Raw genomic sequence first — 13,576 nt, forward strand, 5'->3', positions numbered from 1 at the left:
ATGAAATATATAAAAGGATACCTGTTATTGAGTTTAACTTTGATATTAGGATCTTGTTCTGATTTTTTAGATCGTGATCCCGATCAGATATTGACAAATGACCAGATCTTCAGCGATGCTAAAATGATTAACTCCGTATTGGCCGGTTTTTATGGAAATACAGAGAATTGGGGACAAAGCTTTGCTACTCCCGCCAGCTTTACTAAAGTGGACGACGGTTGCGTGACCGATGGTGGCCGTGATAACATGCAGGAATACAGTGACAATCAATGGCGAGTTTATCCATATAAATATATTCGCAATTTAAATCAGTTCCTGGCGGGATTAAGAGCTACAACCGTACTTGAATCTACAGAGAAATTGCGATATGAAGGTGAAATTCGCTTCTTACGCGCCTGGGCATATTTTAGTATGTGCAGAGGTTTAGGCGGTGTACCTATTGTGAATGATAACGTATACGAATATGAGGCAGGAATGGATGTTTCAGATTTGGCTGTTCCCCGTTCCAAAGAATCAGAAGTCTACGATTATATCATCAATGAATGTGCGACTATTGCAAATTACCTGCCTACAAAGCCTACCACCAATGCCGCCCGTGCCACACGCTGGGCTGCCCTGATGTTAAAAGCACGTGCTGCCGTTTATGCAGGATCATTGGCCAACTACAATAATAAGATGGTTGCCCCTATACGCACAGAAGGAAATGAAGTCGGTATTCCGGCGGAAATGGCTACCCCATATTACGAAACAGCATTGGAAGCAGCCAAAGAGGTGATAACTCAAGCTTCTGCCTATTACAACCTGGACATAACGGTTCCTAATGATCTGGGACAGAATTTTTATAATGCAGTCTGTGTCAAAGAGAATAATCATGAAGTGATCTGGGCCAAAGATTATGCATATCCAGGGAGCCACCCATGGATTCACACAAAAGAATATTCCCGCTTCTCTAGCAGAAGATCAGGAACGTTGTTATTCCGGCGCAGTATTAAATCTGGTAGAAGCATTTGAATACAAAGACAACCGCGACGGCACAATCAAAGTTAAGGATGAATCCGGAAATTACATCATGTACAGTCGGCCGGAAGATGCCTTTGCCAATAAAGATGCCCGGTTGTGGGGAACCGTACTTTATCCGGGAGCCAAATTCAGAGGTAGTGAAGTAGTGTTGCAAGCTGGTCAGAAAGTGCCCGACGGAAACGGAAATTGGAAAGAAATCATAGGTAAAGCCGATTCTTACGATGACAATAACCGCCTGATAACTTCTATCAACGGACCAATGGAATCAAATGAAATCCGTATAAACAAAACAGGTTTCTTCTTCCGCAAATTCCTGGACGAAACCATCGGTGCTTCTACCAATTCAAAGATGAGTACCATGTGGTATCCTCGTTTCCGTATTTCAGAAGCATATATGATAGCTTGTGAGGCTGCTTATGAGCTTAATAAAACCGGAGAAGATGATCCGTTGAACTACATCAATCCTGTTCGTACACGCGCCGGTATCAGCGAACTGGAATCAATCACATTGGAAGATATTGTTCACGAATACCGGGTGGAATTTGCATTGGAAGATCATCGTTACTGGGATCTGAAACGCTGGCGCCTGGCTCACGAAATCTGGGATGGTAATTCGGAAAATCCGGATGCGCAGCTCTACGAGCTATTCCCTTATCAGGTCAATGATCCGGGAAGCGCCAATGACAAGATGTGGGTGTTCGACAAAAAGAAAGCCTACATGGTTCCTTACCCCCGCTATTTCCAGATGAAGAACTATTATAACTTCTTCGATAACAGCTGGCTCAACAAGAACCCGCTATTAGTGAAAAATCCGTATCAGTAAAACATAAAACTGTAAGACAATGAAAAAAATAGGAACTATATTTTCTTTGCTTTCACTTTCCCTGCTTGCCGTAAGTTGCGGTTTAGACAATTACGACGAACCCGAATCAGTTCTGGAAGGGAAAATCACGTATGAGGGAAAACAACTCGGTTTGAAAGGTACAAACGGAGGTATTCAACTACAACTGTATCAGGATGGTTATGCCAACCATGATCCTATCACCGTGTATGCCACACAGGACGGAACTTTCTCTGCAGTACTTTTCGATGGTCCGTACAAACTGGTAACTAAAGACAAAAACGGTCCCTGGGTGAATAAACGCGATACCATATATGTGGAAGTAAAAGGAAAAACACAGTGTGAAGTAAAAGTCACCCCTTATTTTACAATATCAGACGAAAATATCACATTGGATAACAACATCGTATCCGGCACGTGCAATATACAGCAAATAGTACAGGATGCAAAGATAAACCAGGCAATGCTGCTCGTCAGCAAAACAACTTTTGTTGACGAGAACACAAATATAGCCCGGCAAAATTTATCCAATATAAATCCCGGAGTAACAAATATTTCGCTGGATATTACGAGTAATCAGAATGTACAGTCGGCCAAAGCCCTATTCGCCCGCATCGGTATAAAAGCGAACGGAGCGGACCAAGCTGTCTATTCAGAAATTTTCAGACTGAAATAATTCACCTGAGAAATAATTTATAAGTATATTTGTCAAACAAATAAACTAACCCAAAAATAAAATAAAATTGTATGACAAACAAAAACATGTTATTAATGGGAACTGCATCCTTACTGTCTCTGCATGCAGCAGCCCAGAATGACCCAAAGCCCAACATTGTCTTAATTATGGTGGACGATATGGGATATTCCGACCTAGGGTGCTACGGAGGAGAAATTCCTACGCCCAATTTGGATAATCTGGCAAAGAAAGGAGTACGCTTTACCCATTTCTGCAACACAGGACGCTCCTGTCCTTCCCGTGCCAGTCTGCTGACCGGACTTTATCCCCAACAGGCAGGTATCGGAATGATGTCCGAAGATCCTCACTCTGCCGAAGATCATGGAGTGCACGGATATATGGGATATTTGAACCGTAATTCAGTCACTATAGCAGAAGTGCTGAAAGAAGCCGGTTATCATACCTATATGTCGGGGAAATGGCATGTCGGTATGCACGGGCAAGAGAAATGGCCGTTGCAACGTGGCTTCGATCATTTTTATGGTATCTTGTCGGGAGCTTGCAGTTATCTGCAACCTCATGGAGATCGCAATCTGACTTTAGACAATCAACAGTTGCCTCCACCGGAACAACCTTATTACACTACTGACGCATTTACTGATTATGCGATTAAATTTGTCGATGAACGCCCCAAGGATGACAATCCGTTCTTCCTTTACCTGGCATACAACGCTCCCCATTGGCCGTTACATGCTAAACAGGAGGATATAGACAAGTTTGTAGGCAAATACCGGAAAGGTTGGCAGAAAGTACGTGAAGCCCGTTTGAAACGTATGATTAAAATGGGATTGGTGGACAAAAACTGGGACCTTGCTCAATGGGAGGGTCGCCAATGGTCTGAACTGACCGAAGATGAACAAATAGAACTGGATAGAAGAATGTCAGTATATGCGGCACAAGTTCATTGCATGGATTATAATGTGGGACGGTTAATAAAGTACCTGGAAGAAAAAGGGGAGCTGAATAACACCTTACTTATTTTCTTGTCGGATAATGGTGCATGTGCCGAGCCTCATCGTGAGAAAGGTTTCGGAACCATCGATATGATTAACAATCCAAATGAATGGGTCAACCCGTCTTATGGTCTGCCATGGGCACAGGTGAGCAATACACCGTACCGTAAGTATAAAGTAAGAGCGTATGAAGGCGGAACTTCCACTCCATTGATTATTTCCTGGCCCGACAAGTATGCAAAATACAATGGCGAGATAAGACACAACAGAGCTTTCCTGCCCGACATCATGGCAACCTTCATCGATGCAGCGGAAACAACCTATCCGAAGACCTATCACGGAGGAAATGAGATCATTCCTTTGGAAGGCGCAAGCATGCTACCGATACTAACCAATACGGACACCGAATTGCACGAATATATTTTTGGTGAACACTTTGACAACTGTGTAGTATGGTGGAAAAACTGGAAAGCCGTTAAAGACCAGAATTCTAAAGTATGGGAACTTTTCAACTTGGAGAAAGACCGTACAGAACGTGTTGATTTGTCCAGGGAAAATCCCAAAATTCTAAAACAAATGGTAAATGAATGGAACAAATGGGCAAATACACATTATGTATATCCCAAAGGAAAATAGCCACAGAAAGGTAACATAAAGACATGCAAAATATCTAAAAAACGTATCTAAAAGCACTTGCCCCTGTTACAAAAAGAGTTGTAGCAGGGGCAAGTTTCATTATAGTAACTCTCCGTCCCTCATATTCTTATTCATCAGGGAATCATCCCTTCTCTCACAATATCTACCAGAATCGGCTTCAATCCGCTAACGAAACATTCCACTGCAATCACCATCAAAATCAATCCCATAAGACGCATCATCACATTATTACCCGTTTCACCCAAGACTTTTACCAATCTCGTGGAAGCACGAAGAATAAAGAAAGTCAGCAGATAAATCAGGGCAATAGTACCGATCAGTATCCCCTTCATTTCATAAGAATGAGCATCCTGCATCAAAACGATTGCATTGGCAATCGCTCCGGGACCGCATAACATAGGAATACCGAGAGGCGTAATAGAGATATCATCCGCATACGTTTTGATTTCTTCGTCCTTCAACTTCATCGGTGTATAACGGGCTTGAAGCATATCAAAACCTATCTTGAAGATAATCACCCCACCGGCAATACGGAAACCATTGGTAGAGATACCGAAGAATTTGAAAAGAAACTGGCCGGCAAAGACAAATACCATCAATGTAATAAACGACACAATAGTAGCACGACGTACGATAGACTGACGTTCTTTATCCGTCATACCATGAGTCATGGTAAGAAAGACAGGCATCGTTCCCAATGGATTGGTCAATGTGAAGAATGAAGTGAAACAAAGCAAGGCGAAAGGTAGAAGCGTACTATCCATGATTATATCGTATTTTATGCAAAACTAAAACGCAACAAAAATACGACTTAATCCAGAAAACCTATAATAAATCCATTAATTCTTTCAAGGAATGGATGTGATAAGTAGGGAGGAAAGGGAAAGCAGTCCGTTCTGTCACATTGTAGAAAGCCTGATGCATGCCTACTCCGTGTGCTCCGGTTATATCCGCTTCCCAACTGTCACCAATCATCAGGGATTCGCGCAACTCGGATTGAGTGGCAGACAGAGCAAAATTGAATATCTCCGGCCAAGGCTTCAACACTCCGAGATCTTCCGAGAGAATCACCTTTCTGAAATACCCGTCCACTCCTGCCGAACGCATCTTGCGTGATTGCAATTCACGAAACCCATTGGAAAGGATATAAAGGTTATATTTGGGAGCAAGATATTCCAATACCTCCTTTGCATGAGGCATCAAAGTACTTTTGGTAGGGATAATAGCGAAAAAATCTTTCGAAAACTGTTCAGCGAGCATTTCATCTTTCACTCCCACAGCCTGTAAAGGATAAAAGAAACGCTGGCTGTTCAATTCATCCTTCGTTATCTTTCCTTCACCGTACTCAATCCAGAGTTCTGTATTTCTTTGTTGATAAAGAGTATAATAATGATTGAATGAGTCAAAATAGCGGTCAAACGAATATTTCTGATATACTTCCTCAAAAGTGTCACGGGCATTTTGAGAAAAAGCCCAGATGGTATCATCAAGATCAAAAAAAAGATTTTTATATTTCATCAGTAGTTATGCGTATAATAAGAAACAAAAAAGCCAATGTGCTAATTTCTTGAATCCAGGAATCAGCACATTGGCAATTCAAAAGGGATATCTACCTTATTTTACCTGGATAACCAAGTATCTGGATACACTCCAGAATTCAGTAGGATTAGTAATCTTCAATGTCAACTGACCTTTGTCATCTTTTACCAATTCATAAGAACCGGTAGGATGAGTAGTCAGTAACTCAGCACGTTTAGAGTACAACTTGATTTCTTTGGTCGTACGGATATCGATCTGAGTGAAATAATCCTTGTTGAAATCAGCGCTCTTCAATACGTCTCCGCTCTGAAGAATCTTTTGAGCTTTCAATTCAGATTTAGTACCGAATACAAACCAGGCAGCATTCAAGCTCTTTTCCTGTTCGGCAACGGTTTTAGCTTTCGCTTCGTTTTCTGCAGCCAGAGTTTCTTTTGCTACAGACAGATCGCTGACAGCAGCATCCAATTCCTGAATACGGATATTCTTGGAAGCCAGTTCAGTTTGCAGTTCCTCAATACGCTGTTGTTTAGCATTCAATTCAGCAGTCAAAGCGGCAACAGCTTTTTTCATCTGTGCAGAATTGTAATTGCTGTTCTTCAACTGTGCCTGTAACTTTGCAATCTGCGCTTTGTTTTCTTCCATTTGCTTGGAGATGAATTCGATGTCAGAAGCAATCTGTTGCTTGGCACTGGCAGAGTTCTCAGTGATGGTTCCACGCTGCAAGTCAACACGGCTTTCGGCAGCATTGATCTTACGGAAACCTTCCTGAACTTCATTGAAAGTACCCATCATATCATCCAGTTCAGCATTACGCTGGTTCAGTTCCATCAAAAGAGAATCATTTTCAGCTTTCAGGTCTTTACTTCCACCTTTAAAGCCATCACACGAAGCCAACATGGCTACGCATACAAATAAAACAGCTAACTTTTTCATACGTTTACGTTTTACGTTTTTTAATGAAGTTATTTAATCATCTATTCCTGCTAATACAATCACAATCTCGCCCCGGGGTTCGGTAGCGGTAAAGTGTTCTATCAATTCAGCCAAACTGCCCCGAACTGTTTCTTCGTGGAGTTTGGATATTTCACGCGACACGGTTGCCTGACGTTCAGCGCCGAAATATTCGGCAAACTGTGTTAACGTCTTCAACAGACGGTGGGGTGATTCATAAAACACCATCGTGCGGTGTTCTTCCGCCAATGTCTTCAGTCGTGTCTGCCGTCCTTTCTTCTGGGGGAGAAATCCCTCGAAGCAGAACTTCTCGTTCGGCAATCCCGATGCAACGAGTGCCGGAACAAAAGCGGTTGCTCCCGGCAAGCACTGCACTTCAATACCGTTGCGCACACATTCACGAACAACCAGAAATCCGGGATCGGAAATTCCAGGCGTTCCGGCATCCGAAATTAGTGCCACCGTTTCACCTGCCTTTATTCTATTAACAACACTTTCCACCGTTTTATGTTCATTAAATTTGTGGTGGGATTGCATTGCATTCTTTATTTCAAAGTGTTTCAGCAAGATACCGGAAGTACGTGTATCCTCCGCCAAAATCAGATCGACCTCTTTCAGGACTTTGATAGCCCGAAAAGTCATGTCCTCCAGATTCCCTACCGGCGTAGGTACCACATATAGCTTTCCCATCTTGTTTTTGTTTTATGCTGATTGATTAAAATATTTCTTTAGTAGCTCCAGAAAGTCGTTCACCGCTTCTTTTTCTTCATTCAATTCGACTTTCGAGGACAGAAACGCGATTGCAGTCTTGTAGGAACTCATTACTGATATCTGTTCGATAACCCGATTCATCAAGTCAGTGTTGCCTCCGAACAGTTCACGAGAAAAACGGAAAGAATCATTCAAACTGATAGAATGTCGCAAGCCGGCAGATAGTTTGAGACTTTCTCCCAACACAGCCGATTTAGGCTCTTCCTCTTTCACAACAGTTTCAACGACAGGTTCCTCCACTATTGCAGGCTCCTCTTCTGCTATTACTAAAGGGGGCTCTTCCGCAACAATAGTCTCTCCCTCCTCGTCTTCTTTCACGTCAACCGATTCGAGAGATTGTATAATAACGGAGGAATCTTCTTCAGCCCCGGCAACTTCATCCTTCTCTTCCGCTGTCTCTTCCACAGCTGACGGAGAAATTACCTGAACAGCATCCACCTCCTGTTGCAGTTCGTCCAAACGTCCCTGCATCCGTGTAATGCTCCGCTTCAACAGTTCAGACAAAGTCGGAGTCGGCTCCTTGGTAAATAAATCCATGAGATACTTCAACTCATGAACATCCAACTCAATATCTGTTAATAGCTTCTGTTTCATGTCAGTCCATTGTTTATACGGTGCGAATGTAGGAATAATTTATGCAATAACTTAAAATAATGGATAATTTAACAGTTCTTGCACATTGAATTGCTTACCTTTGTCCACATATTTATTTAATCAAGAAAACACAAAATCTCATGGTATTATTTTCAGAAGACCACATACAGGAAACTAGAAGAAGAGGCCGGATCGAAGTAATCTGCGGTTCTATGTTCTCCGGAAAGACAGAGGAATTGATTCGCAGAATGAAGAGAGCGAAATTCGCGAAACAACGTGTAGAGATATTCAAACCTGCTATCGACACCCGTTATTCAGAAGAAGACGTAGTCTCTCACGACAGCCATTCTATCGCCTCCACTCCCATCGATTCGTCAGCCAGCATTTTACTGTTTACTTCCGAGATAGATGTAGTAGGTATTGATGAAGCGCAGTTCTTCGACAGTGGTTTGATTGATGTATGCAACCAGCTTGCCAACAATGGAATCCGTGTTATCATTGCAGGGTTGGATATGGACTTCAAAGGAAATCCGTTCGGTCCAATGCCACAATTGTGCGCCATTGCCGATGAAGTCTCCAAAGTTCATGCGATCTGTGTGAAATGTGGTCAGCTGGCTTCTTTCTCACATCGTACAGTCAAAAATGAGAAACAGGTTCTTTTAGGCGAAACAGCCGAATATGAGCCTCTGTGCAGGGAATGTTATCTCCGTGCGCGAGGGGAAGATGAACAGAAAATATAAACTCTATAAAAAAACAGATTATGGAAAGGAAAAAGATAACATTCGACAGTTTTATACGCGGTTCCATCGGATGTGTGTTAGTTGTAGGCATATTAATGCTTGTGGAACGTCTTAGCGGAGTGTTATTACCTTTCTTTATTGCGTGGCTGATCGCTTATATGGTCTATCCGTTAGTCAAATTCTTCCAGTATAAACTACGATTAAAAAGTCGCATTATTTCCATCTTCTGTTCCTTATTCCTCATTACAGTTATCGGAATCACTTTATTTTATCTGTTAGTGCCGCCGATGATTTCGGAAATAGGCAGAATGAACGACTTGCTGGTGACTTACCTCACCAATGGAGCCGGCAACAATGTGCCTAAGAATCTTTCTGAATTTATCCACGAGAACATCGATCTTCAGGCACTGAACCGTGTATTAAGTGAAGAGAATATTCTGGCGGCAATCAAAGATACCGTCCCCAGAGTGTGGACTTTGCTTGCAGAATCTCTCAACATTCTATTCAGCATCCTTGCCTCCTTCATTATATTATTATATGTAATCTTTATATTATTGGATTACGAAGCGATAGCTGAAGGATGGTTGCATCTGCTACCCAATAAATACCGTACGTTTGCCTCCAACCTGGTTCACGACGTACAGGATGGTATGAACAGATATTTCCGTGGACAGGCTTTGGTTGCTTTCTGCGTAGGTATTCTTTTCAGCATCGGTTTCCTGATTATCGATTTCCCCATGGCTATCGCTTTGGGACTTTTCATCGGAGCATTGAATATGGTTCCCTACTTGCAAATCATCGGTTTCCTTCCCACTATTTTATTGGCGATCCTCAAAGCTGCCGACACCGGACAGAACTTCTGGATTATCATTGCATGTGCATTAGCCGTCTTTGCAATCGTGCAAATCATACAGGACACCTTCCTTGTCCCCAAAATCATGGGAAAGATTACCGGACTGAATCCTGCCATCATCCTTTTATCTCTTTCTATCTGGGGTTCATTAATGGGAATGCTCGGCATGATTATCGCCTTGCCACTAACAACTTTGATGCTCTCCTACTACCAACGCTTTATTATCAACAAAGAAAAGATAAAATATGATGAAGTAGAAACTACTGATAATCAAGAAACAAGCCATAACGAGGAAAAATAATTGAAACTTTTTTCTACGGAATGCTTGCAAATTAAATAAAAGTAACTACCTTTGCACCCGCAATCAGGAAATAACTGATTCGCAAATAAGGATTGATTCGCTAGCTCAGCAGGTAGAGCACAACACTTTTAATGTTGGGGTCCTGGGTTCGAGCCCCAGGCGGATCACGAAAATAAAAAAGCCTCTGATTTTCAGGGGCTTTTTTATTACCCTACGGCTTTCTCCGGCTCAGTTTGAAAAAGGAGGATCAAGGGGGATCAGTTGTAATTCGGGGCAGTAGAAATTTAGTGGGGATATCCATATATCTTTGCCATTCTAAACAGAAAAAACTTTCTGTCTGCCACTCCATGTAAGTTTGCCCTAAAGAGTTTGATCTTGGCGTTGAAAGACTCTGCTGCCGCGTTTGATGTCCTCTTGTTATAGAAGTTTAGAATATCATCATAGTGTTCGTAGAATGTAGCCGCAATGACATTGAAAACTGGAATACGTATCGGAACACTAATTTAGTGTAACAAGACATGCTGCATGAACTGAAATGTTAAGTATTCACTCTTTTTTGATTTTCAGAACCTTAATCATATTATAGTTTCGAAATTATTAGTAACTTTGTTATTGATTTTAAATTTCACCGTCGTAAAGTTTACGATGGTAAACTTTACGACGGTGAAATCAAATATAAAAAGATAGGATATGAAATTCTACAATAGAGAAAAAGAGCTAGCATTATTGGAAAAGGTCCGCCGAGTGTCTTTTTCCGTACATTCACAAATGACGGTACTTACCGGTCGGCGGCGTATCGGTAAGACCAGTCTTATATTCAAAAGTTGTGAAGATACTCCTACGGTATATCTATTTGTCAGCCGAAGCAATGAAACAGATCTTTGTTTACGATTTACTTCCGAGATCCGACAGGCACTTAATATTTATGTACCAGAACTTACCAATTTTGCAGAAATGTTTCGTTTCTTAATGGATTTGGGAACACGGATGGAATACAATCTGGTTATTGACGAGTTTCAGGAATTCTATTACATAAATCAAGAGATTTACAGTTTGATACAGGATACTTGGGATCGGCTGAGGAAGCAGAGCCATGTCAATCTTATCGTGAGCGGTTCGGTTTATACACTTATGAATAAAATCTTCAGAGATTCCAAAGAACCGCTGTATGGCCGTGCTGACAGTATAATGAAATTGTCTTCTTTCACTACTTCCATATTAAAAGAAATCATGTCGGATCATAAAGCAGACTATACCAAAGATGATTTGTTAGCACTCTATACCTTTACCGGTGGTGTTCCAAAGTATATTGAGCAGTTTATGGACAATGGATGTACGAGTATGGAAAACATGGTTGATTTCATGTTGCAACCCGATTCGTCCTTTCTGACCGAAGGACAGGCTTTGCTGATACAGGAGTTCGGAAAAAAATACGGCAATTACTTTTCAATCTTATCAGCAATCTCCAACGGTAAGAATACCTTGCCGGAAATGGAAACTGTTATGGGTGGAATGAGTCTGGGCGGACAATTAAAGAGATTGGAAGAAGACTATGATTTGATAAAGAAAAAACGGCCTATACTCTCAAAAGAGGGTTCCCAGACAGTCCGTTATGAAGTATCGGATATGTTTTTACGTTTCTGGTTCCGGTATTTTATCAAGTATCAAAATTATATAGAGATACAGAATTTTGAACGCTTGGCTGATATTATTAAAAAGGATTATCCAACTTTTTCCGGCTTAGCTTTGGAAATGTATTTCCGCCAACAGATGATGGAAAGCAAGGAATTTGCAGATATAGGTTCTTGGTGGCAAGGCAAGAATAATAAAGATCAGGATGAAATAGATATTGTCGGACTATATGCAGAAGAGAAAAAAGCTCTGGTAGCAGAGGTGAAAAGACAATCCAAAAATTTCAAACCGGATTTGTTCACACTAAAAGTAGAGGAATTACGGAAAAAAATCTTGTTTAAGTATGAAATAGAGAGCAGGCTTTTTTCAATAGAAGATATGTAGATGTGAATTCTATTTAAAGCACCATGATTACTAAAATTAATATTGAAAGACTTGGATTGTTCTCAAATTATTATTGGAAACAAAATATTGGGACATTAGTGAATCAGAATAGAAAATCACGATACTACAGTATTGTGAACACTACACCACAATACAGTAAACTTAAAAATGTATCCAAACTCCTTGAACTAAAGAGAGTTTGGATACCTCAATATTTACAGTAAAAAATATTATTTATAAAGTTTCAATCAAATCTTAATTATGCTTACAACATAAATGTGATAACTACCCATATAAACAGACAGAAGTGTATCACATAATTATGACAACATCATCTCATATCTTTTCGACCACAATTCGCAGCAATTTTTCATTTTCCCCTCTTAAAAACTTAATTTCTTCTTTCAACCAATCTATTTCCTTGTTTTTTGAGGAAATCAATTCAGCTATCATTGCATCAGGAATATAATTACTACTGATAAAATTCAATATCTTGGAGATATTTATTTCTTCTCTTTTTTTAAAGTTTCAAATTGCTCCTTTTGTTTATCCAACAGCTTTTCGAAAATCTCAATTACCTGTTCAACAGGAAAACTATTAAAGGTCTGATTATTGCCCGTATTACTGACAGCACTTTTAACACCACAATTCTCGTAGAAGTTATTCGTATTATACAGAATCGTTTCTTCGTTAAAGTTCTTCAGGCCATCTACAGTAACGCCTAGCGCTGAAGCAATCTCGCCTAACCGTTCATCGTCAAACTTCTCTGTCTGTTCTATCTTCGAAACAGCCTGTTTTGTTATACCTAACAGATCACCGAGTTCCGCTTGAGTCATTCCCCGAAGCCGACGCACCCGTTCAATTTTTCTTCCCAGATGAATCGTATTTGTGTACTTTTCCGTTTCCATATTCCAGTCTGTTAATTATTTGCCCTGCTTTATGCACTCTCTTAGAATCTCTATCTTCTCCTGTTCACTTTTCAACAAGCGTTCATACAGTTCAACCACCTTTTCAAGAGGATTAATCTGCTGGTTATGAGCATAAACAGTAGCGATTGCTCCCGGAGAAATCGTGGCATCTTTATAGTTATTAATATTACAAATGGCTTTTTCAACATCAAAATCCTTAATGACATCAGTAGATATTCCCAAGACTTCAGCTATTTTTGTCAACAGTCCGTCTTCTATTTCATCTTGTTTCTCTATTTTCGAGATCTCCTGTTGACTAACACCCAGATCAGAAGCCAACGCTTCCTGTTTCATACCCAGATACACACGGATTCTTTGCAGATTGCGACCGACATGCCTTTGATTCACCTTGTCCTTTACTTTAATATCCATATCATTATTGCTTTAGTAAATACATTGAGACAAAGATAATGAAAATAAAATTCGCAACTACATATCGCCCTTTGAAAAAGACAGCTTTCTATCTGTTTCTCTTTTGATATAACCTAATTAGATCTATTTTATCCCAGTCTTTATCATTCTTATCTACTTCTAAAACTTTACTACCGTAAAGTTTACAACGGGTAAAGGTTTAATCAACAACAATATTACCTTATAAAATCAAATATACAACAGGTAGTAAGAAACAACTCTGTC

General features: G+C 40.5%; 12 protein-coding genes, 1 tRNA gene and 2 pseudogenes. 7 read left to right on the forward strand and 8 right to left on the reverse strand.

Annotated elements, in window-relative coordinates:
- The 3 genes and pseudogenes from NXV01_RS25855 to NXV01_RS00670 all read left to right on the forward strand — a co-directional run bounded on the left by NXV01_RS25855 (nt 1) and on the right by NXV01_RS00670 (nt 4,186).
- Nucleotides 1-1,843: pseudogene (locus NXV01_RS25855) on the forward strand (RagB/SusD family nutrient uptake outer membrane protein).
- A gap of 19 nt (nt 1,844-1,862) precedes the next feature.
- Entirely contained in the window at nt 1,863-2,537 is a 675-nt protein-coding gene (locus tag NXV01_RS00665; RefSeq protein ID WP_148365297.1) for a DUF3823 domain-containing protein, read from the forward strand.
- A 71-nt stretch (nt 2,538-2,608) separates the two neighbouring features.
- Nucleotides 2,609-4,186, forward strand: coding sequence for an arylsulfatase (locus NXV01_RS00670; RefSeq protein ID WP_074638709.1), 1,578 nt, complete (start codon nt 2,609-2,611; stop codon nt 4,184-4,186).
- Nucleotides 4,187-4,320: 134 nt separating this feature from the next.
- Here the strand turns inward: NXV01_RS00670 and NXV01_RS00675 are convergent, their stop codons facing one another.
- The 5 genes from NXV01_RS00675 to NXV01_RS00695 form a co-directional block, all read right to left on the reverse strand.
- Nucleotides 4,321-4,971, reverse strand: coding sequence for a MarC family protein (locus NXV01_RS00675; RefSeq protein ID WP_074638710.1), 651 nt, complete (start codon nt 4,969-4,971; stop codon nt 4,321-4,323).
- 61 nt (nt 4,972-5,032) lie between these two features.
- A complete protein-coding gene (locus tag NXV01_RS00680) occupies nt 5,033-5,725 on the reverse strand; it encodes a YjjG family noncanonical pyrimidine nucleotidase (RefSeq protein ID WP_074638711.1) in 693 nt (230 codons plus the stop codon).
- Between the two features lie 96 nt (nt 5,726-5,821).
- Entirely contained in the window at nt 5,822-6,679 is an 858-nt protein-coding gene (locus tag NXV01_RS00685; protein WP_074638712.1) for a hypothetical protein, read from the reverse strand.
- 33 nt (nt 6,680-6,712) lie between these two features.
- The gene (gene rsmI, locus NXV01_RS00690) at nt 6,713-7,387 is read right to left on the reverse strand and encodes a 16S rRNA (cytidine(1402)-2'-O)-methyltransferase (protein ID WP_004299177.1); all 675 of its coding nucleotides are present in this window, start codon (nt 7,385-7,387) and stop codon (nt 6,713-6,715) included.
- A 12-nt stretch (nt 7,388-7,399) separates the two neighbouring features.
- Complete coding sequence (locus NXV01_RS00695; protein WP_259021535.1) at nt 7,400-8,062, reverse strand: hypothetical protein; 663 nt, start codon at nt 8,060-8,062, stop codon at nt 7,400-7,402.
- A 140-nt stretch (nt 8,063-8,202) separates the two neighbouring features.
- On the opposite strand from NXV01_RS00695, the gene NXV01_RS00700 reads away from it, so the two are divergent.
- The 3 genes from NXV01_RS00700 to NXV01_RS00710 all read left to right on the forward strand — a co-directional run bounded on the left by NXV01_RS00700 (nt 8,203) and on the right by NXV01_RS00710 (nt 10,123).
- Nucleotides 8,203-8,802, forward strand: coding sequence for a thymidine kinase (locus NXV01_RS00700; protein WP_234133628.1), 600 nt, complete (start codon nt 8,203-8,205; stop codon nt 8,800-8,802).
- A gap of 20 nt (nt 8,803-8,822) precedes the next feature.
- A complete protein-coding gene (locus NXV01_RS00705; protein ID WP_148365300.1) occupies nt 8,823-9,956 on the forward strand; it encodes an AI-2E family transporter in 1,134 nt (377 codons plus the stop codon).
- Between the two features lie 94 nt (nt 9,957-10,050).
- Nucleotides 10,051-10,123 (forward strand) — tRNA-Lys (locus tag NXV01_RS00710).
- Nucleotides 10,124-10,240: 117 nt separating this feature from the next.
- Here NXV01_RS00710 and NXV01_RS00715 read toward each other — a convergent pair.
- A pseudogene (locus NXV01_RS00715) lies at nt 10,241-10,432 on the reverse strand (transposase); the annotation flags it as partial.
- 214 nt (nt 10,433-10,646) lie between these two features.
- Here NXV01_RS00715 and NXV01_RS00720 point away from each other — a divergent pair.
- Nucleotides 10,647-11,972 carry an ATP-binding protein gene (locus NXV01_RS00720; protein WP_148365367.1) on the forward strand — a complete coding sequence of 442 codons (1,326 nt, stop codon included), beginning with the start codon at nt 10,647-10,649 and terminating at the stop codon, nt 11,970-11,972.
- 503 nt (nt 11,973-12,475) lie between these two features.
- On the opposite strand, the gene NXV01_RS00725 is transcribed toward NXV01_RS00720, so the two are convergent.
- Both NXV01_RS00725 and NXV01_RS00730 read right to left on the reverse strand, forming a co-directional pair.
- Nucleotides 12,476-12,880, reverse strand: coding sequence for a helix-turn-helix domain-containing protein (locus tag NXV01_RS00725; protein WP_004299170.1), 405 nt, complete (start codon nt 12,878-12,880; stop codon nt 12,476-12,478).
- Nucleotides 12,881-12,895: 15 nt separating this feature from the next.
- The gene (locus tag NXV01_RS00730; RefSeq protein ID WP_015531339.1) at nt 12,896-13,312 is read right to left on the reverse strand and encodes a helix-turn-helix domain-containing protein; all 417 of its coding nucleotides are present in this window, start codon (nt 13,310-13,312) and stop codon (nt 12,896-12,898) included.
- Between the last annotated feature and the right edge of the window lie 264 nt (nt 13,313-13,576).

It is taken from the genome of Bacteroides sp. BFG-606 (assembly GCF_024788145.1).
In the GTDB taxonomy this organism is placed as follows: Bacteria; Bacteroidota; Bacteroidia; order Bacteroidales; family Bacteroidaceae; genus Bacteroides; species Bacteroides vicugnae.

Coding starts and splice junctions, on each gene's coding strand:
- NXV01_RS00665 (WP_148365297.1), top strand. CDS start 1,863: ATGAAAAAAATAGGAACTATATTTTCTTTGCTTTCACTTTCCCTGCTT.
- NXV01_RS00670 (WP_074638709.1), top strand. CDS start 2,609: ATGACAAACAAAAACATGTTATTAATGGGAACTGCATCCTTACTGTCT.
- NXV01_RS00675 (WP_074638710.1), bottom strand. CDS start 4,971: ATGGATAGTACGCTTCTACCTTTCGCCTTGCTTTGTTTCACTTCATTC.
- NXV01_RS00680 (WP_074638711.1), bottom strand. CDS start 5,725: ATGAAATATAAAAATCTTTTTTTTGATCTTGATGATACCATCTGGGCT.
- NXV01_RS00685 (WP_074638712.1), bottom strand. CDS start 6,679: ATGAAAAAGTTAGCTGTTTTATTTGTATGCGTAGCCATGTTGGCTTCG.
- rsmI (WP_004299177.1), bottom strand. CDS start 7,387: ATGGGAAAGCTATATGTGGTACCTACGCCGGTAGGGAATCTGGAGGAC.
- NXV01_RS00695 (WP_259021535.1), bottom strand. CDS start 8,062: ATGAAACAGAAGCTATTAACAGATATTGAGTTGGATGTTCATGAGTTG.
- NXV01_RS00700 (WP_234133628.1), top strand. CDS start 8,203: ATGGTATTATTTTCAGAAGACCACATACAGGAAACTAGAAGAAGAGGC.
- NXV01_RS00705 (WP_148365300.1), top strand. CDS start 8,823: ATGGAAAGGAAAAAGATAACATTCGACAGTTTTATACGCGGTTCCATC.
- NXV01_RS00720 (WP_148365367.1), top strand. CDS start 10,647: ATGAAATTCTACAATAGAGAAAAAGAGCTAGCATTATTGGAAAAGGTC.
- NXV01_RS00725 (WP_004299170.1), bottom strand. CDS start 12,880: ATGGAAACGGAAAAGTACACAAATACGATTCATCTGGGAAGAAAAATT.
- NXV01_RS00730 (WP_015531339.1), bottom strand. CDS start 13,312: ATGGATATTAAAGTAAAGGACAAGGTGAATCAAAGGCATGTCGGTCGC.